This window comes from Bacteroidales bacterium (assembly GCA_016707785.1).
Lineage (GTDB): Bacteria > Bacteroidota > Bacteroidia > Bacteroidales > UBA4417 > UBA4417.
The window spans coordinates 1-22,467 of the sequence record JADJGZ010000026.1; the positions used below are offsets into that span (position 1 = coordinate 1).

Annotated in this window: 15 protein-coding genes and 3 pseudogenes; 8 read left to right on the forward strand and 10 right to left on the reverse strand. The window is 44.6% G+C overall.

Annotated elements, in window-relative coordinates; genetic code table 11:
• Positions 1-217: 217 nt before the first annotated feature.
• From IPH84_14045 to IPH84_14060, 4 genes are all read left to right on the forward strand, one after another.
• Positions 218-1,144, forward strand: coding sequence for a bifunctional hydroxymethylpyrimidine kinase/phosphomethylpyrimidine kinase (locus IPH84_14045; GenBank protein ID MBK7174320.1), 927 nt, complete (start codon positions 218-220; stop codon positions 1,142-1,144).
• Between the two features lie 420 nt (positions 1,145-1,564).
• Positions 1,565-1,861: a hypothetical protein gene (locus IPH84_14050; protein ID MBK7174321.1), complete on the forward strand. Its 297-nt coding sequence runs from the start codon at positions 1,565-1,567 to the stop codon at positions 1,859-1,861.
• A 414-nt stretch (positions 1,862-2,275) separates the two neighbouring features.
• Positions 2,276-2,929 (forward strand): hypothetical protein, encoded by a 654-nt coding sequence (locus IPH84_14055; protein MBK7174322.1) that lies wholly within the window; start codon positions 2,276-2,278, stop codon positions 2,927-2,929.
• 85 nt (positions 2,930-3,014) lie between these two features.
• Positions 3,015-3,668 (forward strand): DUF2807 domain-containing protein, encoded by a 654-nt coding sequence (locus tag IPH84_14060; GenBank protein MBK7174323.1) that lies wholly within the window; start codon positions 3,015-3,017, stop codon positions 3,666-3,668.
• 106 nt (positions 3,669-3,774) lie between these two features.
• Here the strand turns inward: IPH84_14060 and IPH84_14065 are convergent, their stop codons facing one another.
• The 8 genes and pseudogenes from IPH84_14065 to IPH84_14100 all read right to left on the reverse strand — a co-directional run bounded on the left by IPH84_14065 (position 3,775) and on the right by IPH84_14100 (position 14,579).
• Complete coding sequence (locus tag IPH84_14065; GenBank protein MBK7174324.1) at positions 3,775-4,101, reverse strand: gliding motility-associated C-terminal domain-containing protein; 327 nt, start codon at positions 4,099-4,101, stop codon at positions 3,775-3,777.
• Entirely contained in the window at positions 3,998-5,275 is a 1,278-nt protein-coding gene (locus IPH84_14070; GenBank protein MBK7174325.1) for a PKD domain-containing protein, read from the reverse strand. The genes IPH84_14065 and IPH84_14070 overlap by 104 nt, the downstream gene beginning before the upstream one ends.
• Positions 5,276-5,974: 699 nt before the next feature.
• Positions 5,975-6,160 (reverse strand): annotated as a pseudogene (locus IPH84_14075) (PKD domain-containing protein).
• 57 nt (positions 6,161-6,217) lie between these two features.
• A pseudogene (locus tag IPH84_14080) lies at positions 6,218-6,505 on the reverse strand (PKD domain-containing protein).
• 246 nt (positions 6,506-6,751) lie between these two features.
• Positions 6,752-7,060, reverse strand: a pseudogene (locus IPH84_14085) (PKD domain-containing protein).
• A gap of 100 nt (positions 7,061-7,160) precedes the next feature.
• Positions 7,161-10,517: a PKD domain-containing protein gene (locus tag IPH84_14090; GenBank protein ID MBK7174326.1), complete on the reverse strand. Its 3,357-nt coding sequence runs from the start codon at positions 10,515-10,517 to the stop codon at positions 7,161-7,163.
• Positions 10,496-13,666 carry a hypothetical protein gene (locus IPH84_14095; GenBank protein MBK7174327.1) on the reverse strand — a complete coding sequence of 1,057 codons (3,171 nt, stop codon included), beginning with the start codon at positions 13,664-13,666 and terminating at the stop codon, positions 10,496-10,498. Before IPH84_14095 ends, IPH84_14090 begins: the two co-directional genes overlap by 22 nt.
• A 193-nt stretch (positions 13,667-13,859) precedes the next feature.
• Entirely contained in the window at positions 13,860-14,579 is a 720-nt protein-coding gene (locus IPH84_14100) for a (Fe-S)-binding protein (protein ID MBK7174328.1), read from the reverse strand.
• A 258-nt stretch (positions 14,580-14,837) separates the two neighbouring features.
• Here IPH84_14100 and IPH84_14105 point away from each other — a divergent pair, with 258 nt between their 5' ends.
• Positions 14,838-15,149, forward strand: a complete 312-nt coding sequence (locus IPH84_14105; GenBank protein MBK7174329.1) for a hypothetical protein — start codon at positions 14,838-14,840, stop codon at positions 15,147-15,149.
• Between the two features lie 222 nt (positions 15,150-15,371).
• Positions 15,372-16,058: a DedA family protein gene (locus tag IPH84_14110; protein ID MBK7174330.1), complete on the forward strand. Its 687-nt coding sequence runs from the start codon at positions 15,372-15,374 to the stop codon at positions 16,056-16,058.
• A gap of 101 nt (positions 16,059-16,159) precedes the next feature.
• On the opposite strand, the gene IPH84_14115 is transcribed toward IPH84_14110, so the two are convergent.
• Both IPH84_14115 and IPH84_14120 read right to left on the reverse strand, forming a co-directional pair.
• Complete coding sequence (locus tag IPH84_14115; protein ID MBK7174331.1) at positions 16,160-16,456, reverse strand: hypothetical protein; 297 nt, start codon at positions 16,454-16,456, stop codon at positions 16,160-16,162.
• A gap of 282 nt (positions 16,457-16,738) precedes the next feature.
• The gene (locus tag IPH84_14120; GenBank protein ID MBK7174332.1) at positions 16,739-17,815 is read right to left on the reverse strand and encodes a 3-dehydroquinate synthase; all 1,077 of its coding nucleotides are present in this window, start codon (positions 17,813-17,815) and stop codon (positions 16,739-16,741) included.
• Positions 17,816-18,153: 338 nt separating this feature from the next.
• Between IPH84_14120 and IPH84_14125 the strand changes: the two genes are divergently transcribed.
• Together IPH84_14125 and IPH84_14130 are read left to right on the forward strand one after the other, a co-directional pair.
• Positions 18,154-19,320, forward strand: a complete 1,167-nt coding sequence (locus tag IPH84_14125) for a proline dehydrogenase family protein (protein MBK7174333.1) — start codon at positions 18,154-18,156, stop codon at positions 19,318-19,320.
• 124 nt (positions 19,321-19,444) lie between these two features.
• Positions 19,445-22,441 (forward strand): alpha-N-acetylglucosaminidase C-terminal domain-containing protein, encoded by a 2,997-nt coding sequence (locus IPH84_14130; GenBank protein ID MBK7174334.1) that lies wholly within the window; start codon positions 19,445-19,447, stop codon positions 22,439-22,441.
• The last annotated feature ends 26 nt before the right edge of the window (positions 22,442-22,467 follow it).

Consider the following 22,467-nt stretch of genomic DNA (forward strand, 5'->3'; position numbering starts at 1 on the left):
ACCAGAGACCCTCTGATTAACAGTCAGATGCTCTAACCAACTGAGCTAAGGAGGAATATCTTTATCTATTTTCTATATCCTCTAACCAATCCGTCAGCTGACGGACTAAGGAGGAATATCCCTTGTTAAAATTGGGACTGCAAAATTAAACTTTCGTTTTAAATAAACAATATCTTTGCAAAAAATTTTTCAAAAACCTTTAAAATACTGAACAGGAATGAGCATTGTAGTCGTTGGAACCGTAGCTTTCGATAAGATTGAAACCCCTTTTGATAAGACTGATAAAATACTTGGCGGTGCCGCCACATATATCGCTTTAGCTGCTTCCCAGCTGGGAGGTGAAGTGAATCTTGTTTCAGTTGTTGGAGGTGATTTCCCACAGGAATATTTCGACCTTCTGCATCAATATAAAGTCAATACTGATGGCCTGCAGGTGAAACCCGAAGGGAAATGCTTTTTCTGGTCAGGGAGGTATCATTCAGATATGAATTCCAGGGATACCCTGATTACCGACCTGAATGTGCTTGCTGATTTCGATCCAGTGCTCCCGGAATCATATACCAGTCCTGAGTTCCTGGTGCTGGGCAACCTTACCCCTGCTGTTCAGATGCGCGTTCTCGATCAGCTGAAGAAAAGGCCCCGCCTGATCGTTATGGATACCATGAATTTCTGGATGGATACCGCCTGGGATGACCTCCTGGAAGTAATTAAAAGGGTAGATGTCCTTACAGTAAATGATGGGGAAGCCCGTCAGCTTACCGGTGAATACTCCCTCGTGAAGGCCGCTCAGAAAATCCTGACCATGGGCCCAAAATTCCTGGTAATCAAGAAGGGTGAACATGGAGCTTTGCTTTTCCATGAAAAAAGTGTTTTCTATGCCCCGGCTCTCCCGCTCGAAGAAGTGTTTGACCCAACAGGCGCCGGCGATACCTTTGCCGGAGGATTTATCGGCCACCTGGCCCGAACCAAGGATATTTCTTTTCATAATCTTAAAAATGCAATCATCTACGGTTCCGCAATGGCCTCTTTTACCGTTGAAAAATTCGGGACTGAAGGATTGCAGGGCTTGTCACATGAAGCCATTGAAGACAGGGTCAAGCTGTTTGTCGACCTGGTGCAGTTTGATATTTCCCTCGTGAGTTAGAGTAGTTACTAGTGAATAGCGACTAGTGACTAGTGACTAGTGACTAGTGATTAGTGGATAGTGACAGGTGATTAGTGACTAGCGAATAGTGACTGGATCGGTTTGATATTTCCCTTATGAGTTAGTTTATTTTCTGGTGGTTGTGAATAGCGACTAGTGAATCGTGACTAGCGGAACATTTTAAATTTCTAAATTTTCAAATTTTCAAATTTTCAAATTTTCAAATTATCTCATTCTTTTCGTCGGTTCACTCCCCATTTTCCGCCATTCACCGATTATTTATTTATTACCCCATGGGTGCGATTTATTTTTGCCAATAATTCTTAAGCGATATACCATGGTGAAGAATTATCCGTTTGCTGACTAATCATCGGATCCTGGCATTATCCTATTCTATCATACCCTTAATATCTATTATCAATGAAATTGCTTGCCATCGAAAAAGAACTCACACAGGTAAACTGGGATGAACAAAGTGAAGTGCTTAACAACGAAGCATATAGAGTGTATCAACTGTTTCAGGAAGGAGTAATCAGGGAGATCTATTTCAACGAAAATGAAAACGCAGTCATCGTACTCGAATCTAAATCGAAGGATGAAGCCAATGAAGTATTGGGCACTCTTCCCCTCGTGGCAGCAGGTATGATAGGCTTCGAATTAATGGAACTACACCCTTATACCGGTTTCAGCCGTATCATTTATAAAATGGTGGATTAATACCCATTGTTTTCCCTCATTTTCTTATAGTCTTTGATTATTGTATACTCATTGTTAGAGTAACTTTTTTGTTCGACTTCCGTCTATACTCCTGGAAACTAAACGAAGAATTGTTGTTTCTGCACATTCTGTTTATTAGCAACTAAATTTATTTGACAAAAATTCATTAATCATTATAATAATGATTATGGAAGAGGTATGCTATTTTCTAACTAACATATAAAAAGTGAGATAGAAATATTTCTCGCAGAATGTCAAGAAAATGAAAATAAGTTGATAATTATTGACAAAAGTACTTTTACATCCTAAAAAACTACTTTCAACTACTCGTTTTCGTCATTCAACCAGAATAAATTTCACGACCCGATTCCTGAACATAGTTTTGCATCATCAATCAAACAAAACAATAAAACAATGAAAAACATCAGCATTACTTTAGCACTTCTATTCATTGCATTAATATTAAATGCACAGGAGGCCACCAGGTCAAACGATGAAATCAGCACCCTTTTTGGAAAGAATAAGGATACAAAACTGGGTTGGTTTGTAGGTTTCGATAATAGTTACACTCAATTTGGCTCCAGGGATGTCCATATGAGTGGTTTCAATGCGGGACTTATCATCAATCACTCTTTTGCAGTTGGATTCTCAGGTTCCGGCTGGACAAACAGAAATTCCATGTATTATAATCATGTCACCGATACATCAGGTGCTTACCTGGAAGGCGGCTTTGGCAGGATGCTATTTGAAATCACACCTTTTCCTCAATCGCCACTGCATATCACTTTCCCCATATTGCTGGGAGGTGGCGGTGCAAGCTACATTACCGAAGAAGACTATTTCGAATGGGATGAAGATGATTGGGATAATTATCATAAAAATCTTGACACAGACCTGTTCTTTTCTTTTGAACCCGGTATCAGGGCTGAACTGAATGTATTCAGGTTCATGCGTTTGAATGCAGGTGTAAGTTACCGTTATGTAAGCGGATTGGAACTTATGAATACTCCTTCCGATTTGATGAATAATCTTTCAGCCACTGTGGGACTTAAATTCGGGAAATTCTAAGATTCTCCGGGGTTGTCAGAAATAGCTCTATCTAATTCAAATAATAATCAGGTCGCAATGATGACTCTTGTAAATAATTACTAAAATGAAATCAATACTACTTTCACTTTTTATTTCTCTCTCACTTTTTGGATGTGAGAAGATTCAAAACGAGCATGATTCAATAACAGGTATGGGTCCTCTGCACATGGAAGAACGGACTGTTTATGGTTTTACCAAGATCGAAAACAGGTTAGCTGCCAACATTCGCATCATGAAGAGCAGTACCAGAAAAGTTGAGGTTAAAGCACAGAAAAACATTCTTTCGGGGATACATACTAATGTTATCAATGGTTCCCTTATCATTTCTTCAGGTAACTTTTCAATCATTACTGATAGTACAATTTCGTTGGATATCTATATAACAGATAATCAAATGGATGAATTAAGTATGAAAGGTTCAGGATTGGTTTGGTCAGAATGTCCTATTGAGAGAATCTATCTTTCAGGAGCCGGTAATATCAGCTGTTCAGGTGAAACGACACATACTGAAGTTTTGCTTTCTGGCTTTGGAAATATCAACCTGTTGGATATGAAAGTATCCACTGCAGATATCCGCATCTCAGGCAATGGTAATGTGAAGATGAATGCAGATGAAAGAATTGATATTTCAATACCTGGCATGGGTAATGTTTACTATACAGGGAATCCGGAAATTAAACAAAGTATTTCCGGGATGGGTAATGTAATCAATCTCTGAGATCTGAATTAAAACCTAAACTGCCTGTTAATTCCTTTCGGGAATTAGCAGGCAGTTTTTTTATGATGATTATAGTAGGAAGGGATAACTTAGTACTACAATCTAATTACCGAATCAGCACAATGGTCCCAAACACAGGTTCGGTCAGCTTGTCATGGTTCCCCACATCCTTATTATTCCAGATGGTTCCATCGCGGAAGATGGCCTGGATTTTCCAGACATACACATCCTGCTGCACGGGGTGGCCTTTGTAGGTTCCATCCCAGGACTCCACCGGTGATCCTCTCTCATCCAGCTGCTTGGATTCCCAGATCATGGCTCCGTGTGAGTTATACACCTGGCAGTGGTAAGTGGCCAGGTTCTGACCTACAGGTTTCCATATCCTTGTCTGCTGTAGCGTACCTCCCGGGGCAAAAGCATTGGGGACATACAAGCCCTTTGAACAGCAAGGTATATAACATGCTGGTAGTATCCGAACAGCCCTGCTCATTCAGGGTCACCAGGGTCACGGTATAGGTGCCGTCTTCGGTGTAGGTGATCAATGGGGAGGCCAATGGTGATATCTCTCCATTGCCAAAGTCCCAGTGGTATTCATCGGCTCCGATGGATCCATCGTTGAACTGCACCTGTCCCTGCACCTGTTCTACATCCTCTGTATAACTGAAAGCACTCAGTGGTGATGGTTCCACATCTACCTCTGCCCTTAAGGTATCTGCACATTGGTTGGTATCGCTGGCGGTCAGCAGCACCCTATACCTGCCGATACTGTCGAACACGAACTGCGGGGTGGATCCCTGCATCGAGCCTAAAAATCTTCCCAGACTGTCACTCACCCTCCATCCCCATAGGTTCAGCGGGGCAAGGTAAGGATCTGAATGGTCGAAGAAGTAGGTCGGATGCCCTACACAGGCAATAGAGCTGTTAAAGGTAGCAGAAGGCAGTCCATGGATTATCAGGCTGGTGGTGGCGGTATCACGGCATCCCGACTGGTTGGTGACAATCAGCCTGGGGTCATAACTGCCCGGGGCAGGATAAACCCAGGAGGGGTTGCGGTTTACAGCGGTGTCATACACACTCTGCGGATCACCAAACTCCCAGCGGTAAGTGAGCAATGTGGCTCCATTGGCTTTGGTGGTATCGGTAAACATCGACTCCTGTTTGTAACATACATCCTGTGTTGAAAAGCCTGCCATAGGTGTGGCGATCACCGTGATCACCCTTTGTGTGGAGTCACTGATCACGCTGCCTCCCACAATGGTGCTGACCTTTAGTTTTACAAGGAAAGTACCCGGCTGGGTGAAGGTATGGGTGGTGAGGGATTGATAGCTGTTATAAGTGGTCGGTTGTGCGGTATCTCCCCAGGTCCATACCCACTGACTGATCTGGGCATCACAGGTGGAAAAGTCCGAAAACGCAAGGGCATAGTTCTGGCAAAGCAAAGTGTCTGATGGCGTATAGGCTGCCACAATACAGGGGGAACGCTGAATGCTGTCTGTGACTGTTGATGTACAACCATTTCCATCCACCACGGTCAATGTGGTTACATAGGTTCCGGCCGTGGTGTATTTATGCGTGGTACTGGTATTGGGAGCATTGATGGTATCCAGTGTCCCGTCGCCAAAGTTCCAGTACATGGTGGTAATAGCACTTGCGGTATCGATGCTTTGGCTGGTAAAGGTGATGGTTGAGTCGCAGCTGCCCGGGGTATAATCGAACAATGCTACAGGCAAAGCATGCACCTGCACACTTTGGTAGGCATCCGCCTGGCATCCGAACTGGTCCGTGGTGGAGAAGTTAATGGTATAGAAGCCCGGGGCGGTAAAAATATGTCCCGGGGTTTTGAGGGTGCTCAGGTTCTGTGCTCCCGACTGCGGATCTCCAAAGTTCCACTGGAAGCTGATCAGGGAATCGGCAGGAGCAGCAGGGGTTAGCAACTGCGGGGTGAACTGCATAGGCTCACCGAAGCAGGACTGTGTATAACTGAAGGTAGCAGTGAGCTCTGAGGGGACACATACCTGCTGGAAGGCTGTATCCACACATCCGCGGATATCGGTGATCATCAGCTTTACCTCATAGCAGGAGTCAATGGCATAATACACATGGTTGGGGTTCTGTCCATTGCCATACTGGTAAGGCTCAAACTCCCAGTTCCATCCTGTGACCAGTGCCTGGTAGCTCCATGAGGAGTCCTGGAACTGTACCGCTCCATTGGCACAGGGACTGGCTGAGTATTTAAAGTAGGCCGTAGGCTTGTTCCATACCTGCAGCGGCATGGTCTTCACATGGGTGCAGCCATGCTCGGTAGTGGTGGTAAGGGTGATGGTATAGGTGCCTGCTGTATTGAAGGTGTATTGCGGGTTCTGCATCGTGCTGGTATCAGCGGTGCCTGAGAGTCCAAAGTCCCAGCTCCATGCAACAAGGGTATCTCCCTGCGGGGCAGAGCTCAGATCGGTGAACTGTGTGGGAGACTCGGCACAGGCCTGCTGGGCCATAAAGTACGATTGAGGTGCACTGTGGATGGTCACAGGATGGCTGATGGCATTCTGGCAACCCGAGGTATCACTGATCGTGAGCACCACGGTGAAAGTACCGGCCACTCCATAGCTATGTTGTGGGTTTTGTGTGTTTGCAGTGGGACTGCCATCACCAAAGTTCCAGTTGTAAGTCTGTACCGCTCCCACCTGTGTGGCGGTGGTATCGGTAAAGAAGGTGGTGGCTGATCCAAGGCAAAGCAGGCTGTCATTGTAAAAATCTACTCCTGGTTTTGGAACAATGGATACATTCTGTTCCAGGGTATCCTGGCAGCCAGAAGCATTGGCAGTAATAAGCCTTACCAAATAAGTGCCCGGGTTGGCATAGTTATGTACCGGGTTGGTTTGGGTACTTGAGTTGCTGCTTCCCGATGGGGGATCGCCAAAGTTCCAGCTATGGGATACCAGTGTGGGACCTCCATTCAGACTGGTCTGGTCGGTAAACTGTGTGGCTTGTCCCTGGCAGGTATTCTGGTAAGAGAAAGCCGTAAGTGGCGAGGCAGAGATGGTCACAGGGATAACACGTGTATGGCTGCAGCCCTGCTGTGTGCCCAGGGTCAGGCTTACAAGGAAAGTGCCCGGCTGGCTGTAGGTATGTGTTACCGTGGGGTGGTAAGTAGTAAAGGTGGTATCATTATCATCACCGAACTGCCAGTACCAGTTGTTGATTATTCCGCCATTGCCATTGCCAAGATCGGTGAAGGTGATCTCAGTACCTGAGCAGGCGGGGGTATTGAAGCTGAAGTTGGACAGCGGACCGGGGGTTACCACCACGGCATTGGTCTTGGTGTTTATGCAGCCTGCCGTATCGGTGATGGTAAGGGTGACATTGAAGGTGCCGGACTGGGCATAGATATGCATCGGGTCCACAAGGGTGGAACTCAGACCATCCCCGAACTGCCAGTACCAGCTCTGGGTGGCATTTACATTCACCGCTGTGCTGGAAGTGAACTGGGTGGTATCACCGCTGCATCCTGCCAATGAACTGAAATCTACTGCAGGAGGCGGTGTTACATTCACTGAGCCCGTTACCGTATCGCTGCATCCGCCTGAGATGGTGGCTATCAGCCTGACTGTATAGGTCCCTGCGGTATTGTAAGTGATGAACAGGGTTCTGCTGGCTGCTCTGGTTGGAGCTGCCTGAGCCAGGGTCACCAAAATCCCATTGCCAGCTGGAGATCCCGGAGGTGGTATTGCTCATGGAAAGATCTGTGAACGATACCGCTGCTCCCTGGCAGGCAGCGCCATGACTGAACAGTGCCGTAGGTTTGGGAAGGATGGTAAGGGTTTTAGTCTGCAGGTTGGTGCAGGAATCGGAGCTTTTTACTGTCAGGGTCACATTGAAAGTCCCCGCCTGGGCATAGGTATGTGATACAGAGGCGGTAGCAGGGAAGTTGATTACCTGGGTGGTGCCATCACCAAAATCCCAGAACCATCGCGTAACATATCCGGCGGCAGAAGTAGTAAGATCAGTAAACTGTATTTGCTGATCATCACAGGCAGGAGAAGAGAAGTCGAAGTTCACAAGGGGCAGCGGAACGATGATGATCGGGTGGCTGCGCTGGTTCTCACATCCTGCCGTATCGGTAACGGTGAGCGTAACGGTATAGGTCCCGGCAAAGGTATACACATGGCTGGGAGACTGCAGGGTACTGCTGCCTCCATCCCCAAAGCTCCAGTACCAGCTGGCAATGGTGGGGATCGCCATTCCGGCAGGGCTGAACTGTGCAGGATTATCCTGGCAGGCGCTCTGGAAGCTGAAGTCGGTTACAGGCAAAGGCTTGATGGTGACAGGGTAGCTGATCGTATCGGAGCAGCCATTTAAGGTGAGGGTGATCAGTGTCACTGTATAGTTGCCCGTTGCGGCATAGCTGTGTATGGGGTTCTGATCAGTACTGGTATTGAATACTCCTGAACCCGGGTCACCAAAGTTCCATTGCCAGGAGGTCAGGCTTTGGCTTCCGGAAGTGGTGGTCAGGTCGGTGAAGTGTACAGGGCTGTCCTTGCAATGGCCTGAGCTCATAAAGTCGGCTGTAGGGGAACCAAACACATTCACCACCCGGGAGAAGCTATGGGTACAGCCCTCGGAGTTGGTAACGGTAAGGGTCACATTGAAGGTGCCTGTTACGGCATAGATATGGCTTACATCGGGGATCGCAGGGAAAAGGATGGTCTGAACAGGGCTCCCATCGCCAAAGTTCCAGCTCCAGCTGGTCAGGTAGCCTGTTTCCGTGGTACTCTGGTTATTGAAGCTGATGGTTTGTCCCTGGCAGTTATCGGTAGCAGAGCTGAACAATGCCGTTGGCGGTGGGGTAACAATCAGGGTATGGGAACGGGATCCTTCGCAGCCTGCGGTATCAGTAATGGTAAGAATTACCGTATAGGTGCCTGCTGCAATATAGGTGTATTGTGTGTTGCGGGTATTGCTCGTGGAGCCATCGCCAAAATCCCAGTGGTAGGTAGCGGTAGCATTCAGGTTGATCAAGGTACTGTCGGCCCAGAACAAGGTGGGGGTGCCCAGGCAGCCGGTGGTACTAGTAAAATCAGCCAGGGGAGCGCCTTTTACATTCACCTGCCGAATGATAGTGTCGCTGCAGCCATTGAAGTTTTGAACGATCAGGGTTACATTATACAATCCTGCCGTAGTATATAAATGTGTAGGATCTTCCAGGGTGCTGGTGTTCAAAGATCCAGAAGCAGGATCTCCAAAATCCCAGCTCCAGCTGGTAACGGCTCCGCCTCCATTGGCATTGCTCGCATCATTGAAAATAGCCAGTTCATCCTGGCAGTTGCTCCAGAAGTCAAAATCAGCAAGGGGACGGCGGGTGACAGTGATAGTGGTGCTGTAAATATCCGTGCAGTTGCGGCTATTGGTGATATACAGGGTCACTGCATAAGTGCCGTCACCGGCATACTGATGCGTGGTATTGGAGGTATTGGGGAAATCAATCGTATCATTAGGTGTGCCATCGCCATAACTCCATACCCACTGACTGATATAGCCCTGTCCGACTGGGTTGTTACTCAGGTCGGTAAAGAAACTGGGATCACCCAGGCAGTTGGGGGTATTGTAACTGAAAAAAGCATTGGGATGAGGCCTGACTTCTACCGGGTGACTGATGGAATAAGTACAGTTGTTAGTATCTTCTACACTAAGGATTACCTGGTAGGTACCATATGTGGGATATATATGATAAGGGTTGGTCGGGGCATTAAAGGTTGCGAAAGTGCCATCGCCAAAGTCCCAGTGCCAGTTGCTGATTTTATCAACATAGTTCCCACTGACAGTGAAAAATGTGGTATCAGAATTACAAACGGTATTGGCTTCAAAATCGGTGACTGGAATAGGATTCATGATTACGGTAACTGTATCATTCATGATCTGTTCGCAGTTGCCCACAGGGTTTATCCCCCTGATGGAGTATTGCCCGGGAACATTCTTAATGCCGAAGCTGAGAGGGGCTCCGGTACCTGCCCGGTTGGTGCCTTCCAGGGCTCCATTGAGCAGCAGCTCATAGTTCATGCCTGACTGTGAACCTGACAATCCAATAGTAACACCCGGTGTCCCTTCGCAGAATACCCCGTTATTGGTAACGGTGATTGAGAAAGGATCAGGTAAAGGGTTGATGGTAATGGAAGCCAGTCCATGAATAGAGTCATTCGGGGCATTGCAGAAGTTATCATTACTAGCAGTTACCCAATAACTGGTGGTAACCGGCGGACTCACACTGAAAACATAGGGTGAACTCATGATATTGTTCACCGTAACCGGAGTGGTACCATTGGTATAGGTCACCGACCAGGGTGGTGTTCCTGTCAGGGCGATGCTTATTGGCGTGGAAGTGGCTTCGCAGATGCTTGTGGTTCCGCTGATGGTGGCAGAGGGGTCTTCATGAACAGTAAGCCACATAAAGTCATTTCCGGTAAGGCTCTGGCATCCGGCCAGTCCCAGGGTCAGTACCACCACATTTCCGACATCATTCGGACCGGGGGTATAACTGGGGTTGAGGATATTGGGATTACTGAAGCTGCCATCTCCCGAAGTAGTCCAGTTGATAATTGACTGGTACTGAGCCGAGGCAGCCATAGGGAATGGCTTTTGTCCGCAGATTTGTCCATCGGGGCCTGCATTGCTCACAGGGGTAGGGTCAATCTGGAGCACCACCTGGTCATTCACGAAAGTGCCTGCGCATTGTCCGTTCCCTTCCAGGGTAAGGGTAAAGGTGATGGTGCGGTTTACTGTGCTCAGGTCGATAGGACCGGCAAAATAGGTGGGGTTAAGGATATTGGGATTACTCAGAAAACCATCTCCTCCCACAAAAGTCCATTGGATATTGGTTGCATCATAATTATTCCCAATCCCGCAAGGGTAAACTGGGTGGTATTGCTGCAGATAAAGTTATCAGACCCTGCATTAACCACGGGAAAAGGCGAAACAGCAAAAACCCTGGTGTCGGTCACTGTCTGTGCTGAACAGGAGAGCCTGCCCTGAACGGCAAAGGTGAGGGTGACGCTTCCTGCATTGAAATCCAGGTTGCCAGGCATATAGGTGGGGGAAAGCAGGGTGTTGTTATTAAAGGTACCATCTCCTGCGAACCATTGGTAGGATGAGAAGTTGGTGGCCACAGCACCGGTAACGTTAATGGGGTTCAGCACGCAGAAAGCATCATCGGGCCCGGCACTGGCAGTAGGCATGGGATCGATGGTAAGGGTGAGGGCATCTGCATCATTCATGGAATTACAGGTACCCATACCTTGTCCTGTGAGGGTGAGGGTAACGCTTCCAATAGCTATATCATTTACTCCGGGCGTATATACTGCATTTGCCAGGTTGGGGTTGCTAAAAGTCCCGTCACCAGAGCTGCTCCAGGTGAGCAGTGAACAGAACTGCTGGGTGCCGGACAGGGTGTAAGTCCCGGCAGCACAAATGGTGGCATCGGTGCCTGCAGCCACATCGGGCAAAGGGGTGAATGTAAGGAGACGGTCATCAGAAATTATTTCTCCGGCACACATCAAAGCCCCTGATACGGTAAGGGTGAAGGTAACCGTGCCGGTTTCACCAAAGGCGGGTACATAAGTGGGTGTAAGGGTATTATTATTGATCAGCGATCCGGCTCCGTTTTCGGTCCAAAGCACCCCGGAGGCTGTTGTATTTAAAGCAGAAGCTCCTGAAACGGTATAGTTCATCCCCTGGCAGGTGTTGTCGTCGGGGCCTGCATCGGCAACAGGCTTGGGATTGATGGTCAGGGTAAGCTGGTCGGTGGACTGAATGGCACTACAACTGAGTGAACCATCCCCGCGGAAAGTGAGAATGACCGAACCGGCTGCAATATCTGCAGCAGAAGGGGTATATACCGGATGAATGCTGGTGGGGTCGCCGAAGGTGCCAGTACCACTGGTCGTCCAGAGTAATGCCTGGCAGAAATTGGCCATGGAGTTATTAAGGGTATAGATGCTTCCTGCGCAGATGGAAGCCGATGGCCCTGCCAGCACAAAAGGTGGAGGGTTCACCGTAAGGATCATCTGGTCGGTGGCTTGCTGGGAAGCACAGGAACCGGTGCCATTGACTGTAAGGGTGAAAACCACATTGCCCATCTCACCGGGAATGGGGGTATAGGTAGGTGTAAGAGTTGTGCCACCGGTAAGTGTGCCCGGACCATTTTCAGTCCAGGTAAGGGTAGCTGCATCATAATCAGTGGCCAGTGCAGCAAGGGTATAGGTATCCACCTGGCACATATCATCATCGGGGCCGGCGTTGGCAGTAGGAAGGGGGTCAACGGTAAGGTTGAAAACGGCAGGTGCGGCCGCAGCGCAATTAGTTGGTCCAGGTCCTGAATAAGTAACACTTACTGATTGCGGGCCCACCTGGTTCCAGGTAATTGTGACAGTATTGCTTCCGTTACCACCGGCAGTTACAGAACCACCGGCCGGAATATTCCATATATAATTCTGAAACCCTGCTTCAGTAACATAAACATTCCCTGTACTATTAAGACAAGTATTAATGGAGCCATTTAAAGTGGGTACAGGGACCGGATTAACAGTCACAACTGCTGTCCCTGAAAAAGTCCCGGGACATGCTGCATTTTCAATAGAAATTAATGTATAAGTTCCGGCGGTATCCGTAGTAAAAGTGAAAGGAAGCGGGCCATTATAATTCGTTATAGCTGGTCGGGGGACACCATTGAGAGCATAAGCAAAATCAAAAGGCCCAACTCCAACAATATCCACCTGAATTGTAGCCACACTGGTAGCATCATCGCAGATAATTCCCCCTCCGGAAATGGTGGCTATCGGACATATAGATGAAGGTGCAGTAGCTTGTTGAATCAGGGTACAGGCGGCATCATCAGTAAAGAAAGCTTCAATGTCATGCGCCAGGCCATCACATGTAACAGGAGGCAGCGTAAATGTCTGAGGACTGTTAAAAGGGGGACTGAAAGTTTGAGAAACCGGGGGAACACTCGTATTGTCATTCACTTTTAAAACACCGGCTATTGGTGCATTTGTAAATTCAACACTACCAGAAATAGTGAAAGTATTTGTCGTGGGATCACAATCTGAAGGGAATGGAGAAATGGACAATACAGAACATTCAACAACGATATCACAATTTGTTGTTCCCGATCCGGGGTCTCCAAAGTTAGTCTGAGAGAAAGTGATTTCGCAAGGGTTATTCGAATAGTTAGTAATCAATAGCATATAGAAGTCACCAACCTGAGCATTTGTGATATTACAGGTTTCTGTTGAATTGCCAGAATAACTGCAATCAACAACAGCACCTGAAGTAAGTCCATCAACACAGGCTCCGGTTGGAGAGGAGAAAGGACCCCAACAAATGAAATCAATATCATAAGATGGGCTGCTCCACATATCTATTACAATATCACCTCCCGGGGGACCTACCTGCATAAAATACCATGCAGGATTGGGAGTCGTAGAAAGACAGCCGTAAAATGGGCCAGGTTGTGCATTAGGGGTACCGGTACCTCCATTGAATGCATAAGCCGAAGATCCGCAAAACACCTGGGATTCTTCACAGGTGGGGCTGGTGGCTTTAGAACCATCGGTTTCCAGAATACTCAACTCCTTTAATGGCTTATTTTTTAGCTCTGCATCCAGCTTATTCAATTGAAAGAGTGATTCTTCCAATAAATCATTTAATAACAGCTTCAGCTGAATGGTATCAAATGTTGCAGAAGTGAAGTGAGCAGAATGGGTTAAAAGTTCATTTTTATCGATTGCAAATATTTTATTGCTATATGCAAGATTATAAAATGACAGAATTCCGACCGGAGAAACAAGCTGATCCAAATCAATGGTAAAAGTTATTTCATGATCAGCAATTCTGAAGTCAGAAGCAAATGGGGCCTTGACAGGCTGGACTTCCTGTGAAAAAGAGGGTTTGAATAGAAGGCACAAAACACCCAAAAAAAGGAAGGTAGGGAGTAGTATTAGTGATCGCATTTTACAATCTACAAGAGGTTTACAGATTGTAAAAATAGTTGTTTTTCATTAGTAAATATTAAAAATCAAGCGTCAAAATAACACTTTAAACAGATGGTTTACTCCAATTAACGATAAAAAGTAACAGGCAAATCCCATTAATAAAGCGGAATCATCCTTTTTGAAATGATAATTCAATTCCGGGAGGTTACAATTACCATCCTTGTGCCAGCAAATCAATAATATGCATAGTTTTCAGAGGAAGGTTATTTTGATCAATGTAACCTTGCTGATGCATGAGGCAGGATGAATCAGTACTAATGATATATTCGGCACCGGTTTGAAGGGCGTTTTCGACTTTTTGCTGAGCCATTGCAGTTGAAATCGCTTCATGTTTTACGGCAAAGGTACCACCAAATCCGCAGCAGGTATGAGTATCCTTCATTTCAACCAATTCAAGGCCTTTCACTTTCGACAACAGTATCCTGGGTTCGTTTCCCAGCTTATATTCCCTTAATGCGGCGCAAGAGTCATGGTAAGTAACAAGATGTTCAAAAGTAGCTCCAACATCCTCAACTTTAAGGACATTTACCAGGAAATCAGTGAATTCAAAAAAGTTCTTCTTCAGCTGGTGGTATTCATTATGAAGTGCTGAATTATAGAACATTTCATCATAATAATTCCTGACAAATCCGGCACAGGAGGCTGAAGGCCCCACAATATAACGGTTATTCGGAAAATCTTTGATAAACTTCTCCCCTACTGCCTTTGCTTCATCCGAGAATCCACTGTTAAAAGCCATCTGTCCGCAACAGGTCTGATTAGTATTATAGTTCACTTTAACACCCAGCTTTTCAAGAATTTTCACCATATTAAAACCCGTTTCAGGGTAAACCTGGTCAATGAAACAAGGGATAAATATATCAACAGTCATAATAGTTTCTTCTAGCCGCAATTTGACAAAAGTATTAAAATCAACTGCCCGAATAATCAAAAGTTTTCAACTGTTTGTTAATAATAATGCTGACAACACTCTTTCGTTGTTATACTGTTGAAGCACTCACCTAAAAAGAACCGACAAAATTTCGCCAGGATTCAGAAACCTCCGGAAAGAATAATTAGATTTTATATAACAATTATTAACAAGCGGCACGTTGGACGATCAGTAGCAAACTTATAATTTTGTCGTTCAATGAACCAATTTAAAGACATAGCCCCGAAATTCATCTCTTTAGCAGTATTGATACTCTATCATGCACTGATTACATTCTCAAATAATGATCTTATTCCAGGTCTCATTGAATTATCGGGAGGCAATTGTCTAAATCATCATTCTGTAATTTCTTATGCAGATTCGTCAGTTGATGATCAGTTCTCAGAAACAGAAGAATATCTTTTATTTCCCGATGAAATGAAATGTGATCTGTCTTCTGAGGAAATATCCTTAATTCCTTTTCCAAAACTGCCAATCTGGCAACCTCCCAGGATTCATCCAAAATCCTGACAGGCAATCTTAGCAAATCAATCTTAAGCCATTCAGTGGTGTTCACAATCTTTGGGTTTTCCAGGTAGGATACGCCTGTTTAATTTCAAGAAAGACACCAACGAAGTTATTGCCGACAGCCCTGGCTATGCTGGACCTGAATGATTTTTCATTCCCTTGACACTTAGTTCAGGGATCGCTAAATCAAAAAATCAAATAAATAAACACTTAAAAGCAATACGGATGGAATTTTTAAAATCAGCTTTGGATTTTTTATTACAATTTGACAATCATCTGTTTACCATGATTGATAATTATGGCAATTGGGTTTATGTTATTCTGTTTCTCATAATATTTATTGAAACAGGAATCGTTTTGATGCCATTTCTGCCCGGCGATTCCCTTTTATTTGTGGCAGGAACTTTCTGCGCAGGAGTCATTAATTCCCAGGGAGAGGCAGTCGGGCTGAGCCTTTCGATAATACTTTCGAGCCTCATAATTGCAGCGATTCTGGGTGATAGTCTGAATTACTACTTTGGAAAAACTATCGGATTAAAAATGGTTTCCTGGAAAATAGGCGGCAGACAATTAGTCAAGCAGAAATATATTCACCAAACCCAGGCTTTTTATGAGAAGCATGGCCCCAAAACCATCATCATTGCCCGCTTTGTGCCAATTGTCAGAACTTTTGCACCTTTTGTTGCCGGTATAGGCTCCATGAATTACAACAGATTTATCTGGTTCAATATACTAGGAGGTTGTCTTTGGGTGACAAGCATGGTACTGGCTGGGTACTTCTTCGGGAACCTGCCCTTCATTAAAAATAACCTGGAATATGTGGTATTCGCAATCATTGGAATCTCTTTGCTACCAATGGTTATAGAAACAATTCGTGCCACAGTTAAAAAAGAATCTGGCACTTCAAACTAATTGAGACAGAATAGTGATGGACCCAAGTGACCCTAAATTTACGCAATGGCATGAATCAGTCTTTTATGCAACGAATCACCCGGCCTGCATGCGCTGAGGCATCACCGGTGTATGCAAGACTGGTAAGTAATGTATGGAATTTCACTTATATCATTATACTTAGTCGTACGGAGATTCTCCGCCATCCAGGTCTGGGTGCCTATCTGGATGGTTTTATATACGTTCCCGTCAATGTCGGTCATTGTTCCGTAGGTCAGGGCAGGATTAAAGACAGCTGTGGTTTTTCCATTGTAGGAAGTGTTTGATCCCGGATCATCACTTTCGCTTTTACTGCATGAGTTAAAGATTAATGCAGATGCCAGACAAAAGAAGAGCAAATAAACTTTACAAGTTCCCATAGTGATTGATTTAATTATAAGCCTGCATAAATATGGCCTCGGCTATCCATTACTGAAGTCACACTTTAAGAAAATTAAACATTGAATAGCCTTTCCCTGGTTACTGCAACCAGTCGCAAGGAAAGCCCTGTTTTTCAGTTCAAATGTATATCGGCAAATAAGATATATCAATCACACTTTAATGTGATTTTTTAAGTAAATGGGAATGAATCAATAAGTTATTATTGGCAAAGCCTGCCTGAAAACAACATGAAAGGGGGAATGAAGAATAGAACTTATGGACTATGAGAAGAATCCGAATTCAATATTTACATAGAAATGCATACTTTCCCTGATCAGTTTTTCTCCCGGATATTGGTCAACCAAAGGTTTACCGATGGATTGAATAAGGGAGAAATTAATTTTCCCGGGGTTATCAATCTTTTTATCTTTCAGCATTATTGCAATAATATCATTGCATGCAGAAGGTTTCAGACGATAGTGCGGAAAGTTCCAGGTAACAAAATTTGAGATCGATTGTAAATCAGACTCAGATAGGCCAAGCATCCTCATTGATATAAAGGCTTCACAAACCAGTCCGGCTGCAACCGCTTCACCATGAATCAGTGGCTGGGCATCGTGCATCAGGGAGTATGATTCAAGTGCATGGCCCACAGTATGCCCTAAATTCAATACTTTCCTGCGTCCCATCTCATGGGGGTCACTTTCTACAACCCCAATTTTCACAGCTGCCGAATGGTAGATTAACTTATCAGCATCAGCATCTTTCAAAAGATTACACTGCAACAATTCATTATAATGAGAGCGATCACTGATCAATGCATGTTTTACCATTTCTGCAAAACCTGATTTGAAATGCCTTTCAGGTAATGTCTGAAGGAATTCTGTCATCAGAAAAACTCCTTTGGGAGCTGAAATCAATCCTACCTGATTTTTGAGTCCATCGAGGTTCAACCCGGTTTTACCTCCAATAGCTGCATCCACCATCCCTAACAAAGAAGTTGGCATAAGGATGTAATCCATTCCTCTTTTATAGGTTGCTGCCACAAATCCTCCGAGATCGGATACCATTCCACCTCCAAGGCATATCAGCAAAGAATTTCTTAAAGCCCCAAGGTTACTGAGTTCCTGCCAGACGTTAACAGCAGAAATGATCGTCTTGTTCTCCTCGCCTGACTGAACAGTAATGATATCAGAAGATTTTAAGGCGGGGCATTTTTCAAAAACTACCGGCAAGCAGTGATCCCTGGTATTTTCATCTACTAAAATGAAAACACCTTTCAATGGATACTGATCAACGATATAGGCTAATTTCTGCCAACCATCAGATCCTGTGAATATGAAATCTTTAAGATTCATCTATTGTCATCGATTTGCCAAAGATAATATAATTTTATCCAGACCAGAATAGAACCTATGACTTATTGCTTTCAGAAAATGCTATTCAATAGAAGCATTTACCATATATACCACTTTTCCCGGGCCAGATATTATTACAAAAGTGCATGTTTTTTTAATACAAAATCACAGCAATAACCTTGAATAATACATATCCAGTTAAAAATCACATTTTCATGTGAGTCTTCAGAACCGTTTCCTGTTACCTGAAGTCAGAAGAAGAGTTTCTTTTGTCGATCAGATTCTACCACACTTATTTACAAAAGGATATTCTTACTTTTGCCCACAAATTCGATTCAATGATCACTTTTGAAAATACTGAAATTGCTTTCAGGTATAAAACTGATGCAGGGATGCGCAGAGCTTACTGGTTATTCAGAATCATTGCTAATCCCGGACTGGTGCGCATCAGTAAAAAGATGACTTACCTGGCCCTGAATTTGGGACTTCCTGTGGCATGGGCCATCAAGCCTACTCTTTACAAGCACTTTGTTGGAGGAGAAAGCCTCGACGAATGCAAAGCAACTGTAGATCTTTTAGCCAGGTACAAGGTAAGTTCGATCCTGGATTATTCAGTAGAAGGTGGCAGCAATGCTTCAGTAATGGCACGGACCCTTGCAGAAACACTTCGATCCATCGAGAATGCTGCAGGGAACCACCAAATTCCCTTTGCTGTATTTAAACCCACAGCTTTTGCATCTGTTGAAGCCCTGACCAAAGCAGCGATGGGAAAGTCAGGTGAAATTAACACCTCAGAAGCAATGCTTCTTTTCAGGGAAAGTGTGGAAGCCTTATGCAGAAAGGCATCTGAGTTAAAAATCCCTATCATGATTGATGCAGAAGATTCCTGGTACCAGGACCTGATCGATGACCTGGTCACTGAGATGATGGAAAAGTATAACAAGGAAGAAGCGATTGTATTTAATACCTTACAGATGTATCGCACCGACAGGATTGAATTCCTTAAGGAATCCATCCGTAAAGCAGAGGAAGGCAAATACGTCCTCGGTGTGAAATTTGTCAGGGGTGCTTACATGGAAAAAGAGCGGAAAAGGGCAGAAGAAAATGGATACCCTTCCCCTATCCAGCCTGATAAGAAAGCCACTGACACAGCCTATGATGAAGCCTTGAAAATTTCTATTGAGCATATTGACAATCTCGTTCTTTTCAATGGTTCCCATAATGAAATCAGCAACCGTTACCTTACAGAGTTAATGGAGCAAAAAGGCCTGGAAAAAAATGACAGGCGAATTTGGTTCTCCCAGCTTTATGGTATGAGCGACCATATCAGTTTTAACCTGGCTGATGCCGGATATAATGTCGCAAAATATATCCCTTACGGGCCGGTGCATAATATATTACCCTACCTGCTCAGAAGGGCGGAAGAAAACACCTCAATTGCAGGTCAAACAGGAAGAGAACTCTCTCTCATTCAGAAAGAGATAAACCGCAGGAAAATCAAGTAACCTTATTTGCCACGCATACAAATGTCATTCTCTAATAATCCTTAAACAACAGGTTTTTCATAATAAAGCGGAGAAAAAGGCGTTAGCACGATTAACTTAACACAAACACCCATAACAATAAAAAATGAATAGATTAATCCTCTCATTAGTAACATTTTTGTTCATTTTTCCCGGTATTTCATTCGGGCAAAAGAACCTCCCTTCGTCAGAAGAAAAGGAATTAATGGCTGCCAAACAGGTCATCATGCGATTGATCGGCATGAAAGCTGAATCTTTTAAATTTGAAAAAATTCCGGATGAAAAAGGCCTGGATGTTTTTGAAGTCATTGCATTGGATGGTAAGGTTCTGGTAAAAGGATCAAGCACCATTGCTATGACCAGGGGAGCCTATGAATACCTGAGGAATGCCTGTAATATTCAATATAACTGGAGCACAGATAAAGTAACGCCACCTGCTTCTTTCCCCGACTTAACAATTCCAAGGACAGTATCCCCTTATAAACACAGGCTCTATTATAATGTATGTGCCTATGGCTATACCAATCCATTCTGGAAATGGGAGCAATGGCAAAAAGAGTTGGACTGGATGGCATTGCATGGAATCAATATGCCAATTGCAATGGCCGGGCAAGAGGCAGTCTGGCATAAAGTGTATTCCGATATGGGTATGACCGACCTTGAGATTCGTTCCCATTTTACCGGCCCGGCATTCTTACCCTGGCAACGTATGGGAAATGTGAACAAGCATGCCGGCCCTTTGCCATCGTCCTATATCGATGCTTCAAAAGACCTTCAGAAGCAGGTGATGATCCGTATGCAGCAATTAGGTATGGATCCTGTTGTACCTGCATTCTCAGGATTTGTTCCTGCAGCTTATAAAAGAATTTATCCCGACAGTAAACTATTGGATGTGAAGGGATGGTGCAATTTCCCGGATTCGAACCAGGCCTATATCCTTCCTCCGGGATCATCCGATTTCATCAATATCGGGAAACGGTTTATTGAAGAGTATAACCGCACTTATGGTAAAGTACATTACTACCTTGCTGACCTTTTCAATGAGAATGAAGTACCGGTTACTGCTGCCAATAAATCAGAAGAACTTGCTGACTTTGGCAAATCGGTTTATGATGCAATTAATGCCGGCGACCCGGAAGGAACCTGGGTGATGCAGGGATGGCTTTTCTATAATAACCGGACATTCTGGAACAATGAAAATGTAAAATCCTTCCTGAGTAAAATACCTAATGATCGAATGATTATTATTGACCTGGCAAATGAATCCTTTCATGGTTGGGAACAGATTGACTCCTTTTATGGAAAACCCTGGATTTATAGCATAATCCATAATTATGGCGGAAGTTCACAATGGGTTGGTAACTTACCCCTTTATGCTACCGATGCAGCCAAAATGCTTAATAGTCCTGCAAAAGGAAATATTTCCGGATTCGGTATTTCACCTGAAGGCGTGTTGAATAATGAAGTAGTTTATGAGTTGCTTACCGATGTTTCATGGACTTCAAAACCTGTTGATATCAAAGCATGGCTTAAAGCTTACACAGAACAGAGGTACGGAGTCTATAACGAAAATCTTCTTAATGCCTGGATGGGCTTACTTGAGTCAGTTTACAGCATCCCGACTGCACATCCTTTGAACAAGTATCAGAACAGGCCAAGCATGAGTCCAGGCTCTAATCTGGATCAATCCAGGGCCTTCGACCAGGCTGTTGCAATTTTCCTCCAGGAAGCGGAAGCTTTCAAGAATAATCCGGGATTTAAGAATGACCTTATCCAATTGGTTGTTCAGTTTGCCGGAATGAAGACCGACCTCCTCATTGACCAGGCATTACTATTGCATAAACAGGGAAATACCACACAAAGCCAGCTGCTTTTCGGGAAAGTCCAGGAGTTAATGCTGATGATGGATGGTTTGATGCATAACCTGCCTCAGCAAAGACTGGAAAACTGGATTGAAGATGCCAGGAAGTGGGGCACTACACCTGCTGAGCGCGATTTTTACGAAGCCAATGCCAAACGTCAGTTAACGATGTGGGGGAATAAGTCAACACCTGTGCTCTATGAATATGCATCAAAAGTATGGAGCGGCCTTATCAGGGAATACTATATGAATCGCTGGATGAATTATGCAGATGCACTGAAAAACGGGAAACAACCTGCTTTTGATAACTGGGAGGAAGACTGGATCAATACACCCGGCCTGAAGTCAAAAGCTCCTGTTACTGGTGATGTACTCACTTATGCAAGGCTTCTTTATAACACTGCCGGTGAATTTACAGTAAAATACCTCAACCAGGTAAGTATTAAAACGCGGTACAAAGGCAATAACCAGGCTGAAATTACCCTGGCGCCTAACCATTTAAGCCCTGATCAGGCATTTACTGCAGTTGTGGCAGCAGCTGAAAAAACAAAGAAACCGGTTGTAGCCCCAAAGGGAAAAACAAAGGTTGTTCAGGAGACTAAACCTCAGCCTGTTGTGGAGATTTTCTATACAACGAATGGTTCAAAACCGGGACCCACTTCCTTATCTACCCAAAAACCATTTACTGTTGAACTTCCTGCTGTTATCAAGGCACAGGCATATTATAACGATCAACCATTCGGTGAAGTCAACTATTTAAGTCTTCCTCTTTCATTTGGAAAAACGGCTGTGTTGAATTCCGCTCCATCAACGAAGTATCCAGGAAATGGCGGTAGCAGTATTACCGATGGCATTTTTGGAACCACTGAATTCAATACTGGCAATTGGCTCGGTTTCGAAGGGATCAATCTGCATGCGACTATAAACCTTGAAAAGACCACAAAAATCAAGAGTGTAACCATCAGTTACCTTGAAAACGGAAATTCATGGATATTTGGTCCTTCTGCACTGGTAGTGCATGTTTCCAATGATGGGATAACCTATACACCTGTTTATACCAAGGATTTTGATACCCATTACTGGAGTGCTTCTGCTGTTTTGAATACATTCACTGCCAATTTTACTGAAACAGAAGCAAAATTTGTAAAAGTGAATGTATATAACCAGGGCATTTGTCCTGACGGTTCACAATGCGCCGGTAAGAAGAGCTGGTTATTTGTCGATGAAATTAAGGTAGATTAATCCAATCGATATCATTCCAGGATTCC